General features: G+C 60.9%; 15 protein-coding genes. 3 read left to right on the top strand and 12 right to left on the bottom strand.

Annotated elements, in window-relative coordinates:
- Nucleotides 1-191 precede the first annotated feature (191 nt).
- From C2E19_RS18690 to C2E19_RS18670, 4 genes are all read right to left on the bottom strand, one after another.
- Nucleotides 192-620 (bottom strand): nuclear transport factor 2 family protein, encoded by a 429-nt coding sequence (locus tag C2E19_RS18690; protein WP_129394540.1) that lies wholly within the window; start codon nt 618-620, stop codon nt 192-194.
- A gap of 452 nt (nt 621-1,072) precedes the next feature.
- Nucleotides 1,073-1,675 (bottom strand): hypothetical protein, encoded by a 603-nt coding sequence (locus C2E19_RS18680; RefSeq protein WP_129394539.1) that lies wholly within the window; start codon nt 1,673-1,675, stop codon nt 1,073-1,075.
- A gap of 51 nt (nt 1,676-1,726) precedes the next feature.
- Nucleotides 1,727-2,305: a DUF4123 domain-containing protein gene (locus C2E19_RS18675; protein ID WP_129394538.1), complete on the bottom strand. Its 579-nt coding sequence runs from the start codon at nt 2,303-2,305 to the stop codon at nt 1,727-1,729.
- The gene (locus C2E19_RS18670) at nt 2,302-4,437 is read right to left on the bottom strand and encodes a type VI secretion system tip protein VgrG (protein WP_256661219.1); all 2,136 of its coding nucleotides are present in this window, start codon (nt 4,435-4,437) and stop codon (nt 2,302-2,304) included. The genes C2E19_RS18675 and C2E19_RS18670 overlap by 4 nt, the downstream gene beginning before the upstream one ends.
- A gap of 142 nt (nt 4,438-4,579) precedes the next feature.
- Here C2E19_RS18670 and C2E19_RS18665 point away from each other — a divergent pair, with 142 nt between their 5' ends.
- Entirely contained in the window at nt 4,580-5,791 is a 1,212-nt protein-coding gene (locus tag C2E19_RS18665; protein WP_129394537.1) for a helix-turn-helix domain-containing protein, read from the top strand.
- Nucleotides 5,792-5,822: 31 nt separating this feature from the next.
- Entirely contained in the window at nt 5,823-6,455 is a 633-nt protein-coding gene (locus C2E19_RS18660; protein ID WP_129394536.1) for a PQQ-binding-like beta-propeller repeat protein, read from the top strand.
- 119 nt (nt 6,456-6,574) lie between these two features.
- Here C2E19_RS18660 and C2E19_RS18655 read toward each other — a convergent pair whose 3' ends face one another.
- Nucleotides 6,575-7,441 (bottom strand): CAP domain-containing protein, encoded by an 867-nt coding sequence (locus tag C2E19_RS18655; RefSeq protein WP_129394535.1) that lies wholly within the window; start codon nt 7,439-7,441, stop codon nt 6,575-6,577.
- Between the two features lie 299 nt (nt 7,442-7,740).
- Nucleotides 7,741-8,511 carry an alpha/beta hydrolase gene (locus tag C2E19_RS18650; RefSeq protein ID WP_129394534.1) on the bottom strand — a complete coding sequence of 257 codons (771 nt, stop codon included), beginning with the start codon at nt 8,509-8,511 and terminating at the stop codon, nt 7,741-7,743.
- A 111-nt stretch (nt 8,512-8,622) separates the two neighbouring features.
- Here C2E19_RS18650 and C2E19_RS18645 point away from each other — a divergent pair, with 111 nt between their 5' ends.
- Nucleotides 8,623-9,582: an aldo/keto reductase gene (locus C2E19_RS18645; protein WP_174823938.1), complete on the top strand. Its 960-nt coding sequence runs from the start codon at nt 8,623-8,625 to the stop codon at nt 9,580-9,582.
- 29 nt (nt 9,583-9,611) lie between these two features.
- On the opposite strand, the gene C2E19_RS18640 is transcribed toward C2E19_RS18645, so the two are convergent.
- The 6 genes from C2E19_RS18640 to nuoM all read right to left on the bottom strand — a co-directional run bounded on the left by C2E19_RS18640 (nt 9,612) and on the right by nuoM (nt 17,742).
- Nucleotides 9,612-10,502, bottom strand: coding sequence for a LysR family transcriptional regulator (locus C2E19_RS18640; protein ID WP_129394533.1), 891 nt, complete (start codon nt 10,500-10,502; stop codon nt 9,612-9,614).
- Between the two features lie 155 nt (nt 10,503-10,657).
- Nucleotides 10,658-12,856 carry an aldehyde oxidoreductase molybdenum-binding subunit PaoC gene (gene paoC / locus C2E19_RS18635; RefSeq protein WP_129394532.1) on the bottom strand — a complete coding sequence of 733 codons (2,199 nt, stop codon included), beginning with the start codon at nt 12,854-12,856 and terminating at the stop codon, nt 10,658-10,660.
- Nucleotides 12,853-13,809 carry a xanthine dehydrogenase family protein subunit M gene (locus C2E19_RS18630; protein ID WP_129394531.1) on the bottom strand — a complete coding sequence of 319 codons (957 nt, stop codon included), beginning with the start codon at nt 13,807-13,809 and terminating at the stop codon, nt 12,853-12,855. Before C2E19_RS18630 ends, paoC begins: the two co-directional genes overlap by 4 nt.
- Nucleotides 13,806-14,429, bottom strand: coding sequence for an aldehyde dehydrogenase iron-sulfur subunit PaoA (paoA, locus tag C2E19_RS18625; protein ID WP_129394530.1), 624 nt, complete (start codon nt 14,427-14,429; stop codon nt 13,806-13,808). The genes C2E19_RS18630 and paoA overlap by 4 nt, the downstream gene beginning before the upstream one ends.
- Nucleotides 14,430-14,738: 309 nt before the next feature.
- Nucleotides 14,739-16,202, bottom strand: a complete 1,464-nt coding sequence (nuoN, locus tag C2E19_RS18620) for an NADH-quinone oxidoreductase subunit NuoN (protein ID WP_064117786.1) — start codon at nt 16,200-16,202, stop codon at nt 14,739-14,741.
- Nucleotides 16,203-16,209: 7 nt separating this feature from the next.
- Nucleotides 16,210-17,742, bottom strand: a complete 1,533-nt coding sequence (nuoM, locus tag C2E19_RS18615; protein WP_064117787.1) for an NADH-quinone oxidoreductase subunit M — start codon at nt 17,740-17,742, stop codon at nt 16,210-16,212.
- Nucleotides 17,743-17,762: the final 20 nt, after the last annotated feature.

Below are 17,762 nucleotides of genomic sequence, written 5' to 3'. Positions count from 1 at the left end.
CTAGACGCCGGATACACAAAGCCCACTGAACCGGTAAAGGTCAGTGGGCTTTTTTGTGGGCACGAGTTGTATCTACCCATGTAGGAGCTGCCGCAGGCTCGGGCCGCGTTCGGACGATCTTTTGATTCTGATCTTAAATACAAAGATCAAAAGATCGCAGCCTGCGGCAGCTCCTACATGGGGGTTCGTAGTTAGGGTTTTGCGTTTGCCAGGTATGCGCCGAGGCGCCGGCCCATTTCTTCGCCGAGGGCCTGCAACCCGCTCAATGGCCGCACCATCACTTCAAATTCGACGATCTTGCCGCTTTCATCAAAGCGAATCATGTCGATGCCCTTCAGCTCCTTCGTCCCGACCCTGGCGCTGAATTCCAGAATCACGTTGAGACCATCCGCCGTCGCCAGTTCACGGTGGTATTTGAAGTCTTCAAAAACTTCAAACACGGTATTCAGAATCATCGCCACCACTGGCGCGCCGGGATACGGGGAGTGCGCCATTGGCGAACGGAATACGGCTTTGGGATCGAGCAGCTCGGGCAGGGCTTTGAGGTCGCCGGTGCGGATCATCTGGTGCCAGCGGTTAAGGGATTCGGCGACGTTGGCTTGCAGGTTCAGGTCGGTCATGTTCACTCCGGTTTTTTCTAGTTGTTCTCGCGGTGTTCAAGACTCTAGATCAAAGCGCCGGCAGGGCAACCTTGTCGTGGCTACCTGAATATCACCCCATGAAAAGCCTGTGTAGGAGCTGTCGAGTGAAACGAGGCTGCGATCTTTTGATTTTATTTTTTTTAAGATCAAAAGATCGCAGCCTCGTTTCACTCGACAGCTCCTACAGGATCAGATGTGCATCTGATATGTATTTTTCAGTGCGATCTGCCTCTGTAACCGGCGCAGTCATCGGCTCAGAATAGCCCCGTAGTCCGGTCACTCGCGGCAGTCCTTCATCCCGAAGCGTCCGGTGCACCGCAAGCTCAGCATTGAGGAGAGCAACATGAACAAGATGGCGTTTTTTCTGGGTGGATTTCTGACACTGACCATTCTGATCGGCTTGCTCGCGACCATTTCTCCGGTCTGAGCCTTCAACAGTTGAATATCGGGAAATAGCGCTCTTCACGTTTCTTGAAATGGATCGGCGCGGTGTTGATTTTCTCACCGTTCAGGTACAGCTCGGGCAAGGTCAGGATGAAATCGCCCAGATCCCCTTTGCCAAGTGGGCTTCCGGGGTGCTGAACATCGCGTATTTCAGGGGCGCGCGGATCGAAGCCGGTTTTCAGGCGTTCGATGCTGACTTGATAGGTTTTTCCGTTGGCCAACTGCACGGTTGCCATCGGCGATGAGGCGCTGATCCGCAGCGGCACTTTGGGTTGTGTCTCGGATTGACCCTGGGGGGGAAGTGCACGGCGAGGCGAATATTCCATATACAGCTGTGTGGAAAGTCGTACCTCGGTTTCCGTCACTGCGGCTCCTGGCGGCCAGGTCTCGCCTCCCGGCAACGAGACGTGAACCAGCAGGAAAACCCAGTTCAGCTCGTTTGATGTCGTTGTGAAGCGCATCGCCGTCTGCGGCCCAGGGCAGGTCGGATAAAGGAGCGTCGGGCGACCTGCTGTCGATTCGGGATACATCAGCGGGCCAGCGCTACAGGCGGCGAGCAGCGGAAACAATAGACAGGCGAGACGTTTCAATCAGCCACTCCGTGATGGTTATTTTGCCGCTCGAGGGTTTTCCAGAGCGTATTACCCAACCGCATCAGCCGACGGCCAGCCACTGACTCGCGCGGCTGGCCCGCCGGCGGGATCCGCCGGGTAAACAATCAAGGAATTACCCGTACTGGTTTCGGCAATGAGCTTGCTCGCCGGGCCAAACATCGCGGCGCGCTCTTGCGCGGTGCAGGTCGGCAGGTAAACGCGCAGGACTCTGGGGTCGTAGAAACGGAACACCAACAGGTTGCCATCCGGATCGGTCACCCGCAGCAGCGTGCGAAAGTGGCTGCGCAGGTCGTCCAGCGACACGTGCGCCGGGGCGATGACGAAACTGCCCCAACTCTGCCCCCAGCCTTCCTCGAACAGTCGCCATGTATACGGCTGTTGCGGGTCGAGCTGCAGCAGATAGGGCGCTGCGGCCGACAGGCTCGGAGCGAGTTCGCCCGCGTACAGGCAGGAAAATTCCGCGCCGCTGCTGCGCACCAGCGGTTCGATGCGTGGGTCGCGGGCACCGTCCAGCAGGGCATAGGCCTTCGGCGCGTCAGGCTGCGTGCCCTGCGGCCAGAACTCGGCAGTCAACCATTCGTTGAGACTGGGGCGAAACTGGCTCATCGGTTGCAGATCTCGCAGAAGGGCACGCCGCTTTTCGCGGCAGCTACCAGGGTTTGCGCCTGCATGTTCTGTTGGATCAACCGGGTTTCTGCAGCCGTTGGCGCAGCGGGTGCGGCGCCGGATGATGGTGCGGCGAGAAGCTCCGCAGGCGTCGGCGTGTTGATCGGCGCCGCGCTGAGGAGTTTGCCGGCAGCATCGGCGTCGGCGGGGGTCAAGGCGATCGGTAGCTTGATCGCGATTCCGGTGCCCGAGCCTGGCGATCCGCCGGAGTTGGTTTTCACCTCGGCACCGCTGATGGTCACGCCGCCGGCATCCACCTTCACAAAACTGCCGCCAGCCTTGGCCGTGAGTTCCATGCCACCTTCGATCACGACCTTGGCGCCGGCGTGGTAGTGGATCTCGGTGCCAGCCTCGACAAATTGCGCGGTACCGACCTTCAGGTGCCGGGTGACGCCCACCGTCAGATGGTCATCGACCCGTGTTTCCGTCTTGCGGTCGAGGTGGGTAATCCGGTGTTCTTCAACCTTGAACTCACTCAGCGCATTAGCTTCAACCGTGTCATGCCGCTCATTGCCGACGCGAATCTTCTGATCGTGCTCAATGTTCTCGTCCCAATCGCGTTGGGCATGGATGTAGATCTGCTCGACGCCTTTCTTGTCTTCAATGCGAAACTCGTTGTAGCCCTTGCCGCCCGGTGAACTCAGGGTCTTGAAGGTGCTGCGGGTCTTGTTCGCCGGCAAGTCGTAAGGGACGACGTTTTCCTTGTGGTACAGGCAACCGGTCACCAGCGGCTGATCGGGATCGCCTTCGAGGAAGGTGACGAGGACTTCCATGCCGATGCGCGGGATGGCGATGCCGCCGTAGGCTGCGCCAGCCCAGCCGCTGGCGACGCGCATCCAGCAGGTGGTTTTGTCGTTGGACTTACCGTCGCGATCCCAGTGGAATTGCACCTTGATCCGGCCGTACTGATCGCAGTGAATCTCTTCACCGGCCGGCCCGGTGACGACGGCCGTCTGGCTGCCGAGGACTTTTGGTTTCGGGTGCGCAAGGGCAGGGCGGTAGTGCGCGTCCCACGGCGTGGCGAGGAAGCTGTTGCGGTAGCCCTGGTGGAAATCGCTTTTGTGGTCGGTGACGTCGCTGGTGACGTTTTCGCCGAGCACTTGCGGTTGTTTGCCTTCGTGGAAGACTTCCAGCAGCAACCACAGATCGTTCCATTCGCCGCGCGGGTGTTCGGCGAGCGTGAGGAAATGGCCGCTGGTGAGGGTCGGTTCATCACCTTTGCCTTCGGCGAGTTTGTAGTCGCTGCGATGGCGTTCGAGGGCGCGGGTGGAGAGGAATTTGCCGCGCTCGCGGGTGGTGAAGCGGCCGGGGTAGTCGTAGTCCTCCAGATCCGGGGCGAAGTCGGATTTGACTGCGCCTTCGGGGAGGATCTTCGGTTTTTCGAAGTCGTAATCGCGGCGAGAAACGCGTGTGGTGCGGGTTTCCAGGCGCAGGTTGAAGCGCTTGATCACCGGTTTGTCGGCGCTCATGCCGGAGTCTTGCTGGTAGCTCACGGCTTTGAGTTTGCGGAATACCGTCTGGTCGTCGCCAAACACCAGCTTGTGGCCGCTGCTGCTGTGCTGGAAGTGGAAGTGAATGCCTTCTTCTTCACACAGGCGCTGGATGAAATGCAGGTCGGATTCGTCGTACTGCACGCAGTAATCGCGCGGCGGGTACTCGGCGCTGAGCTGGAAATCGTAGGCGTCAGCGAGAATGCCGCGATCTTCAAGCACTTGGGCGATGATTTTCGGCACGCTCAATTGCTGGAAAATCTGCTGGTCGTGGTTGTGTCGCAGGTAGGCGAGTTGCGGGACCAGGCTGATGCTGTAGCGGGTCAGGGTCTTGCCGGAATCGCCTTGTTCGATGCGATACACCAGGCCATGAATCGTGCCTTCGCCGGTGGCGCCGAAGGTCAGCACGCCGGGCTTGTGCAGGAGTTCTTCGAGCTTCAGGTCGGGGCGGGCGCTGACCAGTTCGATATCGAAACAGAAGGGTTGGTTGATGGCTTCGCGGCCAACAAAACTCAACACTTGCAGATCGGCGGAAACGCCTTCGAGCGAAAAGGTAATGTGGGTAGCGTTTGCGTCCAGCATGCCTGACTCCTTCCGTGGAAAAGCTGTGCCGATGGTGCAGGAATACTAAAGTGCTATCAAGGGATTTTAAACGCACATAAACAGCGAAATTAAACTCGATTTCAGCGCTGTAAAGCGCAGTGGCCGCGAAGATGAACTCACCATGGACTCGCTGATTACCGCCGCCGGCCGGGCACTCGCTGCTGGCGATCCACTGACCGCGTTGAACTACGTGGCTTTGCGCGAAGACCCGCCCGCGCTGGCGCTACGCGGCATTGCCATGGCTCAGCTTGGCGATTTACCGCGCGCGCGAACGTTGCTGCAGAGGGCGGTGAAGGCGTTCGGCGCGAATGAACCGTTGTCGCGAGCACGCTGTGTAGTGGCCGAGGCAGAAGTGGCATTGGCCGTGCGGGAGCTAAGTTGGCCGGTCAAGGCGCTGGAGACCGCGCGGCAGGTTTTACACAGTCATGGTGACTGGTTAAACGCCGCTCACGCGCGTTATCTGCAAATTCGCCGGTTGTTGCTGATCGGTGAGCTGGACGCGGCCGAAGCGCTGCTCGGTGAACTGGACCCGGCGCCGCTGCCGCCGGCATTGCGTGCGGCCCATGAACTGGTATCGGCCGGCATCGCTTTGCGCCGAGTGCAGGCGCGCAAGGCCGAAGCGGCGCTGGCCCGAGCGCAGCAGGCGGCGCAACAGGCCGGCATCGCCTCGCTGACGGCGGAAATCGAACACGCCAGTCAATTGCTCTGCGCGCCCGCAGCCCGCTTGACGTTTGCCGGTCAGTCGCGGGCAGTCACACTGGCACAGGTCGAGGCACTGTTCACGTCGGACAAATTGCTCGTCGATGCCTGTCGCTATAGCGTGCGTGGCGCCGGCATGACTGTGCCGCTGGCGACCCGGCCGGTGCTGTTCAATCTGCTGCGTACGCTGGCCGAAGCCTGGCCGGCAGAGGTGACTCGCGAAGTGCTGATTGCCAAAGCCTTTCGCCTGAAGCTCAGCGATGAATCGCACCGCGCGCGTTTGCGCGTCGAAATCGGACGCTTGCGTGCGGCGTTGCAACCGTTGGCGAAAGTGACTGCGACCCGCCAGGGTTTCGTTTTGCAGGCCACGGCTGTGGCGCTGCTGACGCTGCCCGTCGAGGACAAGCACGCCGCGCTGCTGGCGTTGCTCGCCGATGGTGAAGCCTGGTCGAGTTCGGCACTGGCGCTCGCTCTCGCCAGCAGTCAACGCCAGGTGCAGCGGGCGCTGGAAAATCTCGCGGGGCAAGACAAGGTGCAGGCTTTCGGTCTCGGTCGCGCGCGGCGCTGGATGACACCGCCGGTGCCGGGTTTCGCGACGATCTTGTTACTCCCGGTGTCGCTGGGCAATGGTTAGTCTGGCCTCACACACCCATGAGGAAGTCAGCATGAAACAGGCAAAGGCAGAAGTGCTTCGCGAATATGGTCCGTTTGAGCATATAAAAGGCATTCATGGCGTCACGTTCGATGGTCGGCAAGTCTGGTTTGCCAGCGATGGTCAGCTCAACGCACTCGACCCGGACAGCGGTGAGACTGTGCGCACGCTCAAGGTCGGCGCCGACGGCGGCACCGCGTTCGACGGCAAGCATCTGTTTCAGATCGCCGACCGGCAGATCCACAAGATCGACCCGGTCACCGGGCGTGTATTGCACACGATTCCCGCCCCCGGCGGCGGTGGCGATTCCGGTATGGCCTGGGCCGAGGGTTCGTTATGGGTCGGCCAGTATCGCGAGCGCAAGATTCATCAGATCGACCCGGAGACCGGGAAGATCCTGCGCACGCTGGAATCGAACCGCTTTGTTACCGGCGTGACCTGGGTTGACGGGGCGCTGTGGCATGGCACCTGGGAGGCGGATGAGAGCGAGTTGCGGCGCATCGATCCGCAGGATGGCGAAGTGCTGGAAAGTCTGAAAATGCCCGACGGCAAGGGCGTTTCCGGGCTGGAGGCGGACGGCGCTGAGCGGTTTTATTGCGGTGGCGGTGACAGTGGGCAGGTGCGGGCTGTGCGTCGGCCTGAATAAATTACGCTGCCAGATCAGGCCCCATCGCGGGCGGGCGCGCTCCCACAGTGGTTCGGCGTATACCTGAGCCACTGTGGGAGCGAGCCTGCTCGCGAAAACTCATCCGCGTCGCCATAAAATCAAGGCGCACCCAACACCATCGTCCAGTAAACCCCTTCATCGCTGCGCGCCTCACTGGCAAACCCCGCGCCGACCTGAGTAAACATCGGGTTCATCAAATTGGCGCAGTGCCCTGGGCTGGCCAGCCAACCCGCCATCGCCTTGCCCGGCGAGCTCTGTCCGGCCGCGATGTTTTCGCCTACCTGACGCCCTCGATAACCGGCTGCCCGGGCGCGATCCGCGGGCAGGTCGCCGTCGGGATCACGGTGCGCAAAGTAATTGCCGTAAGCCATGGCTTTACTGTGCCCCTGCGCTGCGGCGCCCAACGCTGGATTCCAGCTCAACGGCCGGGCTGCGGCGAAGCGTTGGCGTCCGCACATTCGCGGCCGTGCGCGGGCGGCGTTGACCTCGGCCAGCAGCGCCTTGCCGACACTGCGGTTATCGCCGACACGGCTGTCGAGCACCGGTTGCGCCAGCACCACTTGCCATTCATTGCGTGCGCGACTGATGCCGATGTCGGCGTAGCTGGCGTCCAGCAGTGCGCCACAGTAATCACTCTGCAATCGGTCGAACGCTGCCTCGGCATCCTCGGCGCCGACAATGCGAATGCTGCGCACCGCCACCGCTGAATACCCTGAAGCCTTCAAGGCTTCGCGCATTCCGCCGCCATAGCGATAGCCGATCGGCAATGCCAGGTTCGATTTCAGCGCCAGCGGTGACAAGCGCTGCGCGGGACGTCGGTCGCAGCGTTGCGGGAGGGCGCGGTAATCGTTGATGGCGGCCACCAACTGTCGTTCCGCTCCAGCCAGGACGGTATCGGCGAACAAAGGTGAAAGGATCAGCAGGCACAGCGAAACGAAGCGAGACGAACGAACGGCGTGGCGCATGGGACGGACAGCTCTGAAGAGGGCAGCGCCAAAAGGAGGTGAACCGCAGCGAGCGGCGCGAGTAGGACTGGGTTTTCAGGGCTTGGTTCAAGGCTCGGTGAGGGCTTTTATTGCGGGGCGACGACCTGCTGATTTTTTCGGGAAAATTGATGGCGATTGATTTGGCCCAATCGCTGGCAAGCCAGCTCCCACAGGTTTTTTGTGAATACAGTTTTTGAGTACGGCTGCAATCCTTGTGGGAGCTGGCTTACCAGCGAAGAGGCCGGAGCACACAACCGATAATTGCAGATACCTAACCCTCAGCGATTCAGCACATCGCCCATCCACTGCAAATACTGCACACGGTCGGAAATCGAGTTATGCCCTGAATCCGGCACCACCTTGAGCACCGCCACGCCCTTGGGAAAGTTCTCCAGCAAACGCTGGGTGCTGGCCCGCGCAATCACCTCATCATCACTCGCCGCCAGCAGCAAGGTCGGCACGCGGATGTGCGCGGCGTATTTGCCCGACTCGTAGCGATCTTTCAGCAACCACTGCACCGGCACCCACGGATACTGCCGCGCGGCGATTTCTTCGAGGCTGTTGTAAGGCGTCACCAGAATCAGATTCTGCACCGGCCGCTGGCTGGCCAGACGCACCGCGACGCCGGAGCCAAGGCTGCGGCCGACCACGGCAATCTGCGGATGACGGGCATAGACCTGATCGAACAGCGCCAGCGCATCCTCGGCAATCGCCTCTTCGGACGGCGAACCGCCACTGCCACCAAAGCCCCGGTAATGCAGAAAATACAGCGCGTAATCAGGAAACGCCTCGCTGAACTCCGGCAGATTGCGCGACACATCCTCGGCATTGCCGCCGAAATAGATCAGCGCCCGCTGCCCGACGCGCTCGCGGGTGCTGACCCACACCTGCGCATCCGGCATCGACAGTTTCAACCGTGAATCCGCCGAATCCAGCGCTGCGGGCTGCGGAAAATAGATCAGCGAACGCTGGAAAACGAACAGCGCGGCGCACAGCACCAAGTAAACGGCGACGATCAAAACGACGAGTGACATCAGGGTTCGGGACATTCGGCTACTTTTAACGGGTAAGCAGGTTCGCTGTCGCAGTGTAGTCCAGCGATTCGGCCAGGCAGCCTGCGCACACAACGTGCAACAGATCCACGCAGCAGGGGAACCAGCATGAGCCACACTGAGGGTTACTCCCGTCGCCGATTGCTCACGCTGGCTGCCGGGGTTTCGGCGGTCTGCACCTTGAACCGGGCGTTGGCCACTGCCACCACGTCCGCCGTCACGCTGCCCAGTGCCGCAGGAGACCAGACCATGCTGACCCGCGCCATCCCCTCCAGCTCCGAATCGCTGCCCATGGTGGGGCTCGGCACTTATCGCGGTTTCGACGTGGCCCCGGGCGACCCGGTGTACCGCCAATTGCCGGCGGTGCTCGATGAATTGTTTGCCAAGGGCGGCACGGTTATCGACAGCTCGCCGATGTATGGCCGCGCAGAACAGACCACTGGTGAATTGCTGTCGATCCACGAACCCAGCTCTCCGGCATTCCTCGCCACCAAGGTGTGGACGCGTGGCCGCGACGAGGGCATCGCGCAAATGGAGCAATCGTTCAGCCTGCTACGCACCGAGCGCATCGACCTGATGCAGATCCACAACCTGCTCGATTGGCAAACCCATCTGCCCACGTTGCGTGAATGGAAAGAGCAAGGGCGCATTCGCTATATCGGCATCACCCATTACACGCCCTCGGCCTATGACGAAGTCGAAGCGGTGTTGAAAGCCGAGCAAGTGGATTTCCTGCAAATCAATTACGCCCTCGATGACCGTGGCGTGGAGAAACGCATTTTGCCGCTGTGCCGCGAGCGCGGGGTCGCGGTGATCTGCAATCGGCCGTTCGGCGGTGGTGGTCTGCTTGCCAGAGTCAAGGGCAAACCGCTGCCGGCGTGGGTCTCGGATGTTCAGGTCAACAGTTGGCCGCAACTGTTATTGAAGTTTCTCCTGACGAATTCGGCGGTAACCTGTGTGATTCCGGGGACGAGTAATCCGCGCTACATGGCCGACAACGTCAAGGCCGGATTCGGGCCGATGCTCACCGATGCGCAGCGGCATCAGTTGATTGCGTTGGTCGGTTGATCGCAAGTTATGTCGTTGAGAGATCGTTACTAGCGATAGCGCAACGCCTCCAGCAATAACGCAAACGCCGGGGCCGCCTGACGCCGGCTCGGGTAATACAGGTGATAACCGGCAAACGTCGGGCACCAGTCCTCCAGCACTTGCAGCAAGCGGCCATCGGCCAGATACGGTGCGACGATGTTTTCCGGAATGTAGCTCAGACCGAAACCATCCAGTGCCGCATCCAGTAACGGATAGACGCCGCTCAAGGTGACTTGCCCGGTCACGCGCACTTTCAGGCGTTCGCCATCCTTCTCGAACTCCCAGCTATAGAGTCCGCCATTGGTGGGCAGGCGCAGGTTGTTGCAGGCGTGCGCGGTGAGGTCGCGCGGGGTTTGCGGAGCAGGGCGACGGGCGAAATAGGCTGGCGAGCCGACCACGGCCATGCGCATGTCCGGGCCGATGCGGGTGGCGATCATGCCTTGCGCGACGTCTTCGCCCAGGCGCACGCCAGCGTCAAAACCTTGCCCGGCGATGTCGACGAAACCGTAATCGCAACAGACTTCGACGGCGATGTCCGGGTACTTGGGCAGGAATTGCTTGAGCACCGGGCGTAGCAACCAGTCCAGCGAATGGTCGGTGGCGCTGATGCGAATTTTGCCTGCCGGGGTTTCGCGCAGATTGCTCAGGGCTTGCAGTTCCAGTTCGATCTCTTCGAAACGCGGGCCGATGGTTTGCAGCAAGTGTTCGCCGGCCTCGGTGGGGGAAACGCTACGGGTGGTGCGGGTCAGCAGACGCAGGCCAAGGCGCGCTTCCAGTGCCCGAATGGTATGGCTCAGCGCCGATTGCGAAACGCCGAGCCTGGCCGCCGCTTTGGTGAAACTGCGTTCGCGCGCCACGGCAAGGAAGGCGAGCAGGTCGGTGGCGTTTTCCCGGAGCATTGATGATTTTCCTGCATAAGTTTTTTCGAATTCTAGTCGAATATCCGCAGAGCGATTAACCCACCCCTGTAGGAGCTGCCGCAGGCTGCGATCTTTTGATCTTGAAAACAGAATCAAAAGATCGCAGCCTGCGGCAGCTCCTACAGGGGAGATGTTTAGAGCATCGGGGGTAGGGAGGAGAGGATTTTGTCGAGGGTGATCGGGTAGTCGCGAACCCGTGCGCCGGTGGCGTTGTAGATCGCATTGGCGACGGCCGCACTGACGCCGCAAATGCCCAGCTCGCCGACACCCTTGGCCTTCATTGGCGAAGAAATCGGGTCGGTCTCATCGAGGAAAATCACCTCCTGATGCGGAATGTCGGCGTGCACCGGCACTTCGTATCCGGCCAGGTCATGGTTGACGAAAAAGCCGAGCTTTTTGTCCACCGCCAGTTCTTCCATCAACGCCGCACCAACGCCCATGGTCATCGCGCCGATGACCTGGCTGCGCGCCGCTTTCGGATTGAGAATCCGCCCGGCTGCACACACCGCCAACATTCGCCGCACCCGCACTTCTCCAGTCGCCGCATCTACGGCGACTTCGACGAAATGCGCGCCGAATGTCGACTGCTGATACTGCTTGGCGAGGTCGGCGAATTCGATACTGTCCTCCGCCGTTACTGCGCCGTTTTGCGCTGCGTTGCGCATCGGCAGGCTTTTGTTGCCTACCCGCACCTGACCGGCGACAAACTCGGCCTGATCAGCCGCCATGCCCAACTTGCCGGCCACCGCTTCACGCAATTTCATGCACGCGGCGTACACCCCAGCAGTCGAGCAATTGGCACCGAATTGGCCACCAGATCCGGAGGACACCGGAAAGCTCGAATCGCCCAGATGCACCGTAACCTCTTTCAGGCTCACGCCCATCATTTCGGCGGCGGTCTGGGCGATGATCGTGTAGCTACCAGTGCCGATATCGGTCATGTCGGTTTCGACGGTGATCTTGCCGTCACGCTCCAGGCGCACGCGCGCAGCGGATTTCACCAGCAGGTTGTTGCGGATCGCCGCCGCCACGCCCATGCCGATCAGCCAGCGACCTTCACGGCGAGAACCGGGCTGCGCATTGCGTTTGTCCCAGCCAAACTTGTCGGCGCCGGTTTGCAGGCATTCGATCAGCCGTCGCTGGGAAAACGGCCGCTCGGTTTTCACCGGGTCGACCTGAGTGTCGTTGAGGATGCGCAATTGCACCGGATCAAGCTTGAGCTGCTCGGCCATTTCGTCCATGGCGATTTCCAGCACCATCAGCCCCGGGGTTTCACCGGGCGCGCGCATGGCGTTGCCCTCCGGCAGATCCAGCGGTGCGAGGCGCATGCTCACCAGGCGATTTTCGGCGGCGTACAACAGCTGACTGGGTTGCGCGGCGACTTCGACTTTGCCTTCAGCGAGGTTGCCCGACCAGCCTTCATGGGCAATCGCAGTGAGCTTGCCGTCCGCCGTCGCGCCCATGCGAATGCGCTGGATCGTTGCCGGGCGATGGGTGGTGTTGTTGGCGATCTGCGGGCGGGCGAGGGCGACTTTCACCGGTCTGCCGGCCATGCGTGCGCCGAGGGCGGCGAGGATTGCGTCGGCGCGCACGAACAGCTTGCCGCCAAAGCCGCCGCCAATGTACGGCGAGATCAGGCGGACTTTTTCCTTGGGCAGGCCGAGGGTGGTGGCGATGTCGGCAACGCTCCAGGCGATCATCTGGTTCGACGTCCACAGGGTCAACTGATCGCCTTTCCAGGCGGCCAGTGTCGCGTGCGGCTCCATCATTGCGTGGGACTGATCCGGCGTGGTGTAGGTCTGATCGAACTGCACTGGCGCGGCGGCGAAGGCTTTGGCGAAATCGCCGTGTTTGACATCGGGCAACTCGTCTTTCGGTTCTACGCCTTTGTCACGCACGCTGGTCAGATCGAACTCGCCCTTGTCGGCGAGATAATCGACCTTGACCATTTGCGCAGCAGCACGGGCCTGTTCGAAGGTCTCGGCGACCACCAGCGCGACGGCCTGGTGATAGTGCTGAATCTCTGGCCCCGCCAACAAATGTGCGGCGTTGTACTTGCCCTTGCCGAGTTTGCCGGCGTTGGCGGCGGTGACGATCGCCAACACGCCGGGCGCGGCTTTGGCTGCCGCCAGATCGATGTTGTTGATCCACCCCTTGGCGATGGCTGAACCGACCATGAAGCCGTAAGCCTGATTGGCCACCGCTTCATGTTGCTCGTAAGCGTACGGCGCCTGGCCACTGGTTTTCAGTGAGCCTTCGACGCGGTCGGTGGGTTTGCCGATGACTTTCAACTGGTCGATCGGGTTGGTGGTGGCGGGCGTGTCGAATTTCATGCTTCGTCCCTCGCTTGCGCCAACACTGAACCGAGCGTGCGCTCGACCAGGGTCAGTTTGAATTGGTTATCGTGCGTCGGCGTGGCACCGTCGAGCAGGCGTTCGCTGACGGCTTTGGCGCCTTTGGGCAGCAGCGCTTCGGCGGCTTCGACGCGCCAGGGTTTCGGCGCGATACCGCCGACGGCGATGCGCCCGCTGCCGTCTTTTTGCAGAATCAGACCCACCGAGACCAGCGCAAAGGCGTACGACGAACGATCACGGACCTTGTGATAGACGTGCGTGCCGCCAACCGGTGCGGGCAAGGTCACCGCCGTGATGAATTCGCTTGGCGTCAGGCTGGTTTCGATGTTCGGCGTGGTGCCCGGCAATTGGTGGAAATCCGCGATTGCGATGCTGCGCGTGCTGCCGTCGGGTTTCACCGTTTCAATCTGTGCATCGAGTGCGCGCATGGCAATCGCCATGTCGCTCGGATGGGTGGCGATGCAGGCATCGCTGACGCCGATGATGCCCAGTTGCCGACTGACGCCGCCAATCGCTGCGCAGCCGCTGCCGGGATTACGTTTGTTGCAGGCTTGATGGGTGTCGTAGAAATACGGGCAACGCGTGCGCTGCAGCAGGTTGCCGGAGGTGCTGGCCATGTTGCGTAATTGCCCGGAAGCCCCGGCAAGCAGTGCGCGCGAGAGCAGGGCGTAATCCTTTCTGATGCGTGCGTCGGCAGCCAGATCGGTGTTGCGCACCAGCGCGCCGATGCGCAGTCCGCCCTCGGGTGTGGCTTCGATCTGGTCCAGGCCGAGGTGATTGACGTCGATCAGGTGCAGCGGGGTTTCGATGTCGAGTTTCATCAGGTCGAGCAGGTTGGTGCCACCGGCGATGAACCTTGCGCCTTCGACTTGAGCGGCTTGCGCAGCAGCGGCGGCAGGCGAGTCGGCGCGGCTGTAATTGAACGGTCTCATGCCGGCACCTCCGCGATTTCAGTGATGGCTTCGATGATGTTCGAGTAGGCGCCGCAACGGCAGATATTGCCGCTCATGCGCTCCTGAAATTCCGCCGCGATCAGTTGCGGCGGTTCGGTCAGGCTGGCACTGGCGTGGCTGGGGATGCCGTCGCGAATTTCCTTGATGACGGCGACCGCCGAGCAAATCTGCCCCGGCGTGCAATAACCGCACTGGTAACCGTCGTGTTTGATGAACGCCGCTTGCATCGGATGCAGGCTGTCGGGCATGCCGAGGCCTTCGATGGTGGTGATTTCACTGCCTTCGTGCATCACCGCCAGGGTCAGGCAGGAATTGATCCGGCGGCCATCGGCGATCACTGTACAGGCGCCGCACTGGCCGTGGTCGCAGCCTTTTTTACTGCCGGTCAGGTGCAGGTGTTCACGCAGCGCATCGAGCAGGGTCGTGCGCGTATCGACATGCAGTTCACGCGGTTTGCCGTTGACGTTGATCGTTACTTTGCTCATGGCCGGTTGCTCCAGGTTGGCCGCGTAGGCCTTGAGGCTGATAAACGGCGGCATGGCGAACGCCGTCGCGGTGACGGCGCCAAGGATCAGAAATCTGCGTCGGGAAATCGTCATGGTTCGATTCCTTTTTTCTCAATCAGGGCAGCAGGGTCAAATGGCCCAAACGGGCGTGCCGGCGTGAGCGCCGGTCTCGTTAAGGAGTGACTGCTGGAGAGAGGAAAAGGTTTTTGCGGATTTGCGCTATAGAGTTATGTGTTTTGCTCATTAATGTAATGGTGCGGGGGAGATCAAAAGATCGCAGCCTTCGGCAGCTCCTACACGAATACCTGTAGGAGCTGCCGCAGGCTGCGATCTTTTGATCTTGAAATTGCAAAAAAAAACGGCACCCGAAGGTGCCGTTTTCATGTGTAGCCAGCCGAGCAATCAGCCCGCCAGACCCGCCTGCTGAACCAGTGTCAGCAATGGCTGCGGGTACACACCCAGGAAGAATGCGACCAGAGCGATGGCCAGCAGCATTACGCCGCCTGCCTTCTGTTCCCAGTGCAGCTGGGCGTCGTGGCGACGCAGGTTTGGCTCGATCAGGTACAGGGTGACCATCACGCGCAGGTAGTAGAAAACGCCGATGGCGCTGCCCAGCACCAGCGAACCGACCAGCCACCATTGGTGCGATTCAACACCGGTAGCGATGATGTAGAACTTGCCGATGAAGCCAGCAGTCAGCGGGATACCCGCCAGCGACAACATCATCACGGTCAGTACGGCGGTCAGGTACGGACGGCGCCAGAACAGGCCGCGGTATTCGTACAAGGCATCTGCGTCACGACCGTTATACGGCGAGGACATCAGGGTGATCACGCCGAAAGCGCCGAGGCTGGTGATCACGTAGGTGACCAGGTACACGCCGATGGCTTCCACCGCCAGACCCTTGCTCGCCACCAGCGCGATCAGCAGGTAGCCGAAGTGCGCGATGGACGAGTAACCGAGCAGACGCTTGAGGTTGCTCTGGGTCAGGGCCAGCAGGTTACCGAACAGGATCGAGGCGATGGCGATAACGGTCAGCACGTCGCTCAGTACACCACTGCTGGCGGCAGGGGAGATCTGGAACAGACGCACCATCACCGCAAACACTGCCACTTTCGACGCGGTCGCGAGGAACGCAGCCACTGGAGCCGGAGCACCTTCGTAGACGTCCGGCGTCCACAGGTGGAACGGTACCAGCGACAGCTTGAACGCCAGACCGATCAGCATCATGCCCAGGCCCAGTTGCGCCAGCGAGCTAGGCAGGCCAGTTGCAGCCAGAGCCTGACCGATACCGACGAAGCTCAGCGAACCCGAGTCTGCGTACAGCAGCGCCATACCGAACAACAGGAACGCGGAACCGGCGGCCGACAGCACCATGTATTTGATGCCGGCTTCCAGCGAACGCTTGTTGAAGAAGGCGTAAGCCACCAGACCGTAAACCGGTACCGAGAGCAGTTCCAGACCGATGAACAAACCGGCCAGGTGCTGCGCGCTGACCAGAACCAGACCACCGGCGGCGGCCATCAGGATCAGCAAGTACAGTTCTTCACGGTTGCCCGGGTAACCCGTACCGCCATCACCCAAATAGGCGTGGGCGAGGGTGACGCAGGCGAGGGTGGCGACCAGGATCAGTGCCATGTACAGGCAGGCAAACGAGTCGATCTGCAGCAACGGGGTCACGGCCAAAGGCGCGACTTTCAATGCCGGCAGGATCGACAGCAAGGCCAGGTTCAGACCGGCGACCGAGATCAGGAAGGTCTGCGAGTGGTTGCGGCGCCAGGCGATTGCCAGCATCACCACGATAATGGTGAGGCTGGTGATCAACAGTGGCGCAAGCGCAATAAAGTGTTGAATCGTGAATTCCATAGCGCTCTTACCGGGCCGAAGCGAGTTGAGTGAAGGCGGTGCCGAGCCACTGCTGTACGCCATGCATCGTGGCGGCAGACGTGTCGAGGAACGGTTGCGGGTACACGCCGAGGTAAATCAGCAGTACCGCAAGGCCCAGCACCATGATCAGTTCGCGAGCGTCCATACCGTGCAGGATCGAATCCGATTTCGACGGACCGAAGTAGGCACGGTGGATCATGATCAGCGAGTAGACCGAACCGAACACCAGACCGGAGGTAGCAATCGCGGTGATCCATGGCGCGCTGGCGAACGTACCGATCAGGATCAGGAACTCACCGACAAAGTTACCGGTACCCGGCAGACCCAAGGACGCGGCCGCAAAGAACAGGCTGATCGCCGGCAGGTAAGCGATACGCGACCACAGACCGCCCATCTCCCGCATGTCACGAGTGTGCAGACGCTCGTACAACTGACCGCTGAGGATAAACAGTGCCGCCGCCGAAACACCGTGCGCCAACATCTGGATCACTGCACCTTGCAGGGCCAGTTGGCTGCCGGAGTAGATGCCGATCAACACGAAGCCCATGTGGGAAACGGAGGAGAAGGCGATCAGGCGCTTGATGTCGGTTTGCGCGAACGCGAGGAACGCACCGTAGAAGATCCCGATCAGACCGAGGGTCATGGCGATCGGCGCGAACTCGGCCGAAGCATTCGGGAACAACGGCAGGGCGAAACGCAGCAGACCGTAGGCAGCGGTTTTCAGCAGAATACCGGCGAGGTCGACGGAACCTGCAGTCGGCGCCTGGGCGTGGGCATCAGGCAACCACGAATGGAACGGTACGACCGGCAGCTTGACCGCGAAAGCGATGAAGAAGCCGAGCATGAGGATGTACTCGGTGGTCATCGACATCTTGGTTTTCAACAGGTCGGCGTAGTTGAAAGTAATCACGCCAGTGTTGTTGAAGTTGACCAGCACCAGACCGAGGATCGCCACCAGCATGATCAGGCCGGAAGCCTGAGTGAAGATGAAGAACTTGGTCGCCGCGTAGATCCGGGTTTTCTTGCCGTCCGAAGAACTGTGACCCCAGAGCGCGATGAGGAAGTACATCGGCACCAGCATCATTTCCCAGAAGAAGAAGAACATGAACAGGTCGAGGGCGAGGAACACGCCGACAACGCCGCCCAGGATCCACATCAGGTTCAGGTGGAAGAAGCCAACGTGACGTTGAATCTCTTTCCACGAGCAGAGTACCGAGAGGATACCCAGCAGACCGGTCAGCAGGATCATCAACAGCGACAGGCCGTCGAGGGCCAGGTGCACGTTGATGCCGAAGCGCTGGATCCAGACATGCTTGAACTCAAGCGCCCAGGTCGGATCGGCGCCAGGCGCCGGAGCAAATGAATAGTCACCGTGGGCCCACAGCCAGAGGCCGAGGGCGAGTTCCAGGGTCATGGTCAACAGCGCAATCCAGCGGGGGAGGGTAGCGCCGAAGCGCTCACCCATCCAGCACAGCAGGCCGCCGATGAAGGGGATCAGGATTAGCCAAGGCAGAATCATGACGGGCTCGTTTCCTTTCG

Origin of the sequence: Pseudomonas sp. DTU12.3 (assembly GCF_004124275.1) — a bacterium.
Lineage (GTDB): Bacteria > Pseudomonadota > Gammaproteobacteria > Pseudomonadales > Pseudomonadaceae > Aquipseudomonas > Aquipseudomonas helmanticensis.
The sequence above is the reverse complement of the archived record's forward strand: the minus strand, read 5'-3'. Positions and strand labels throughout refer to the sequence as shown.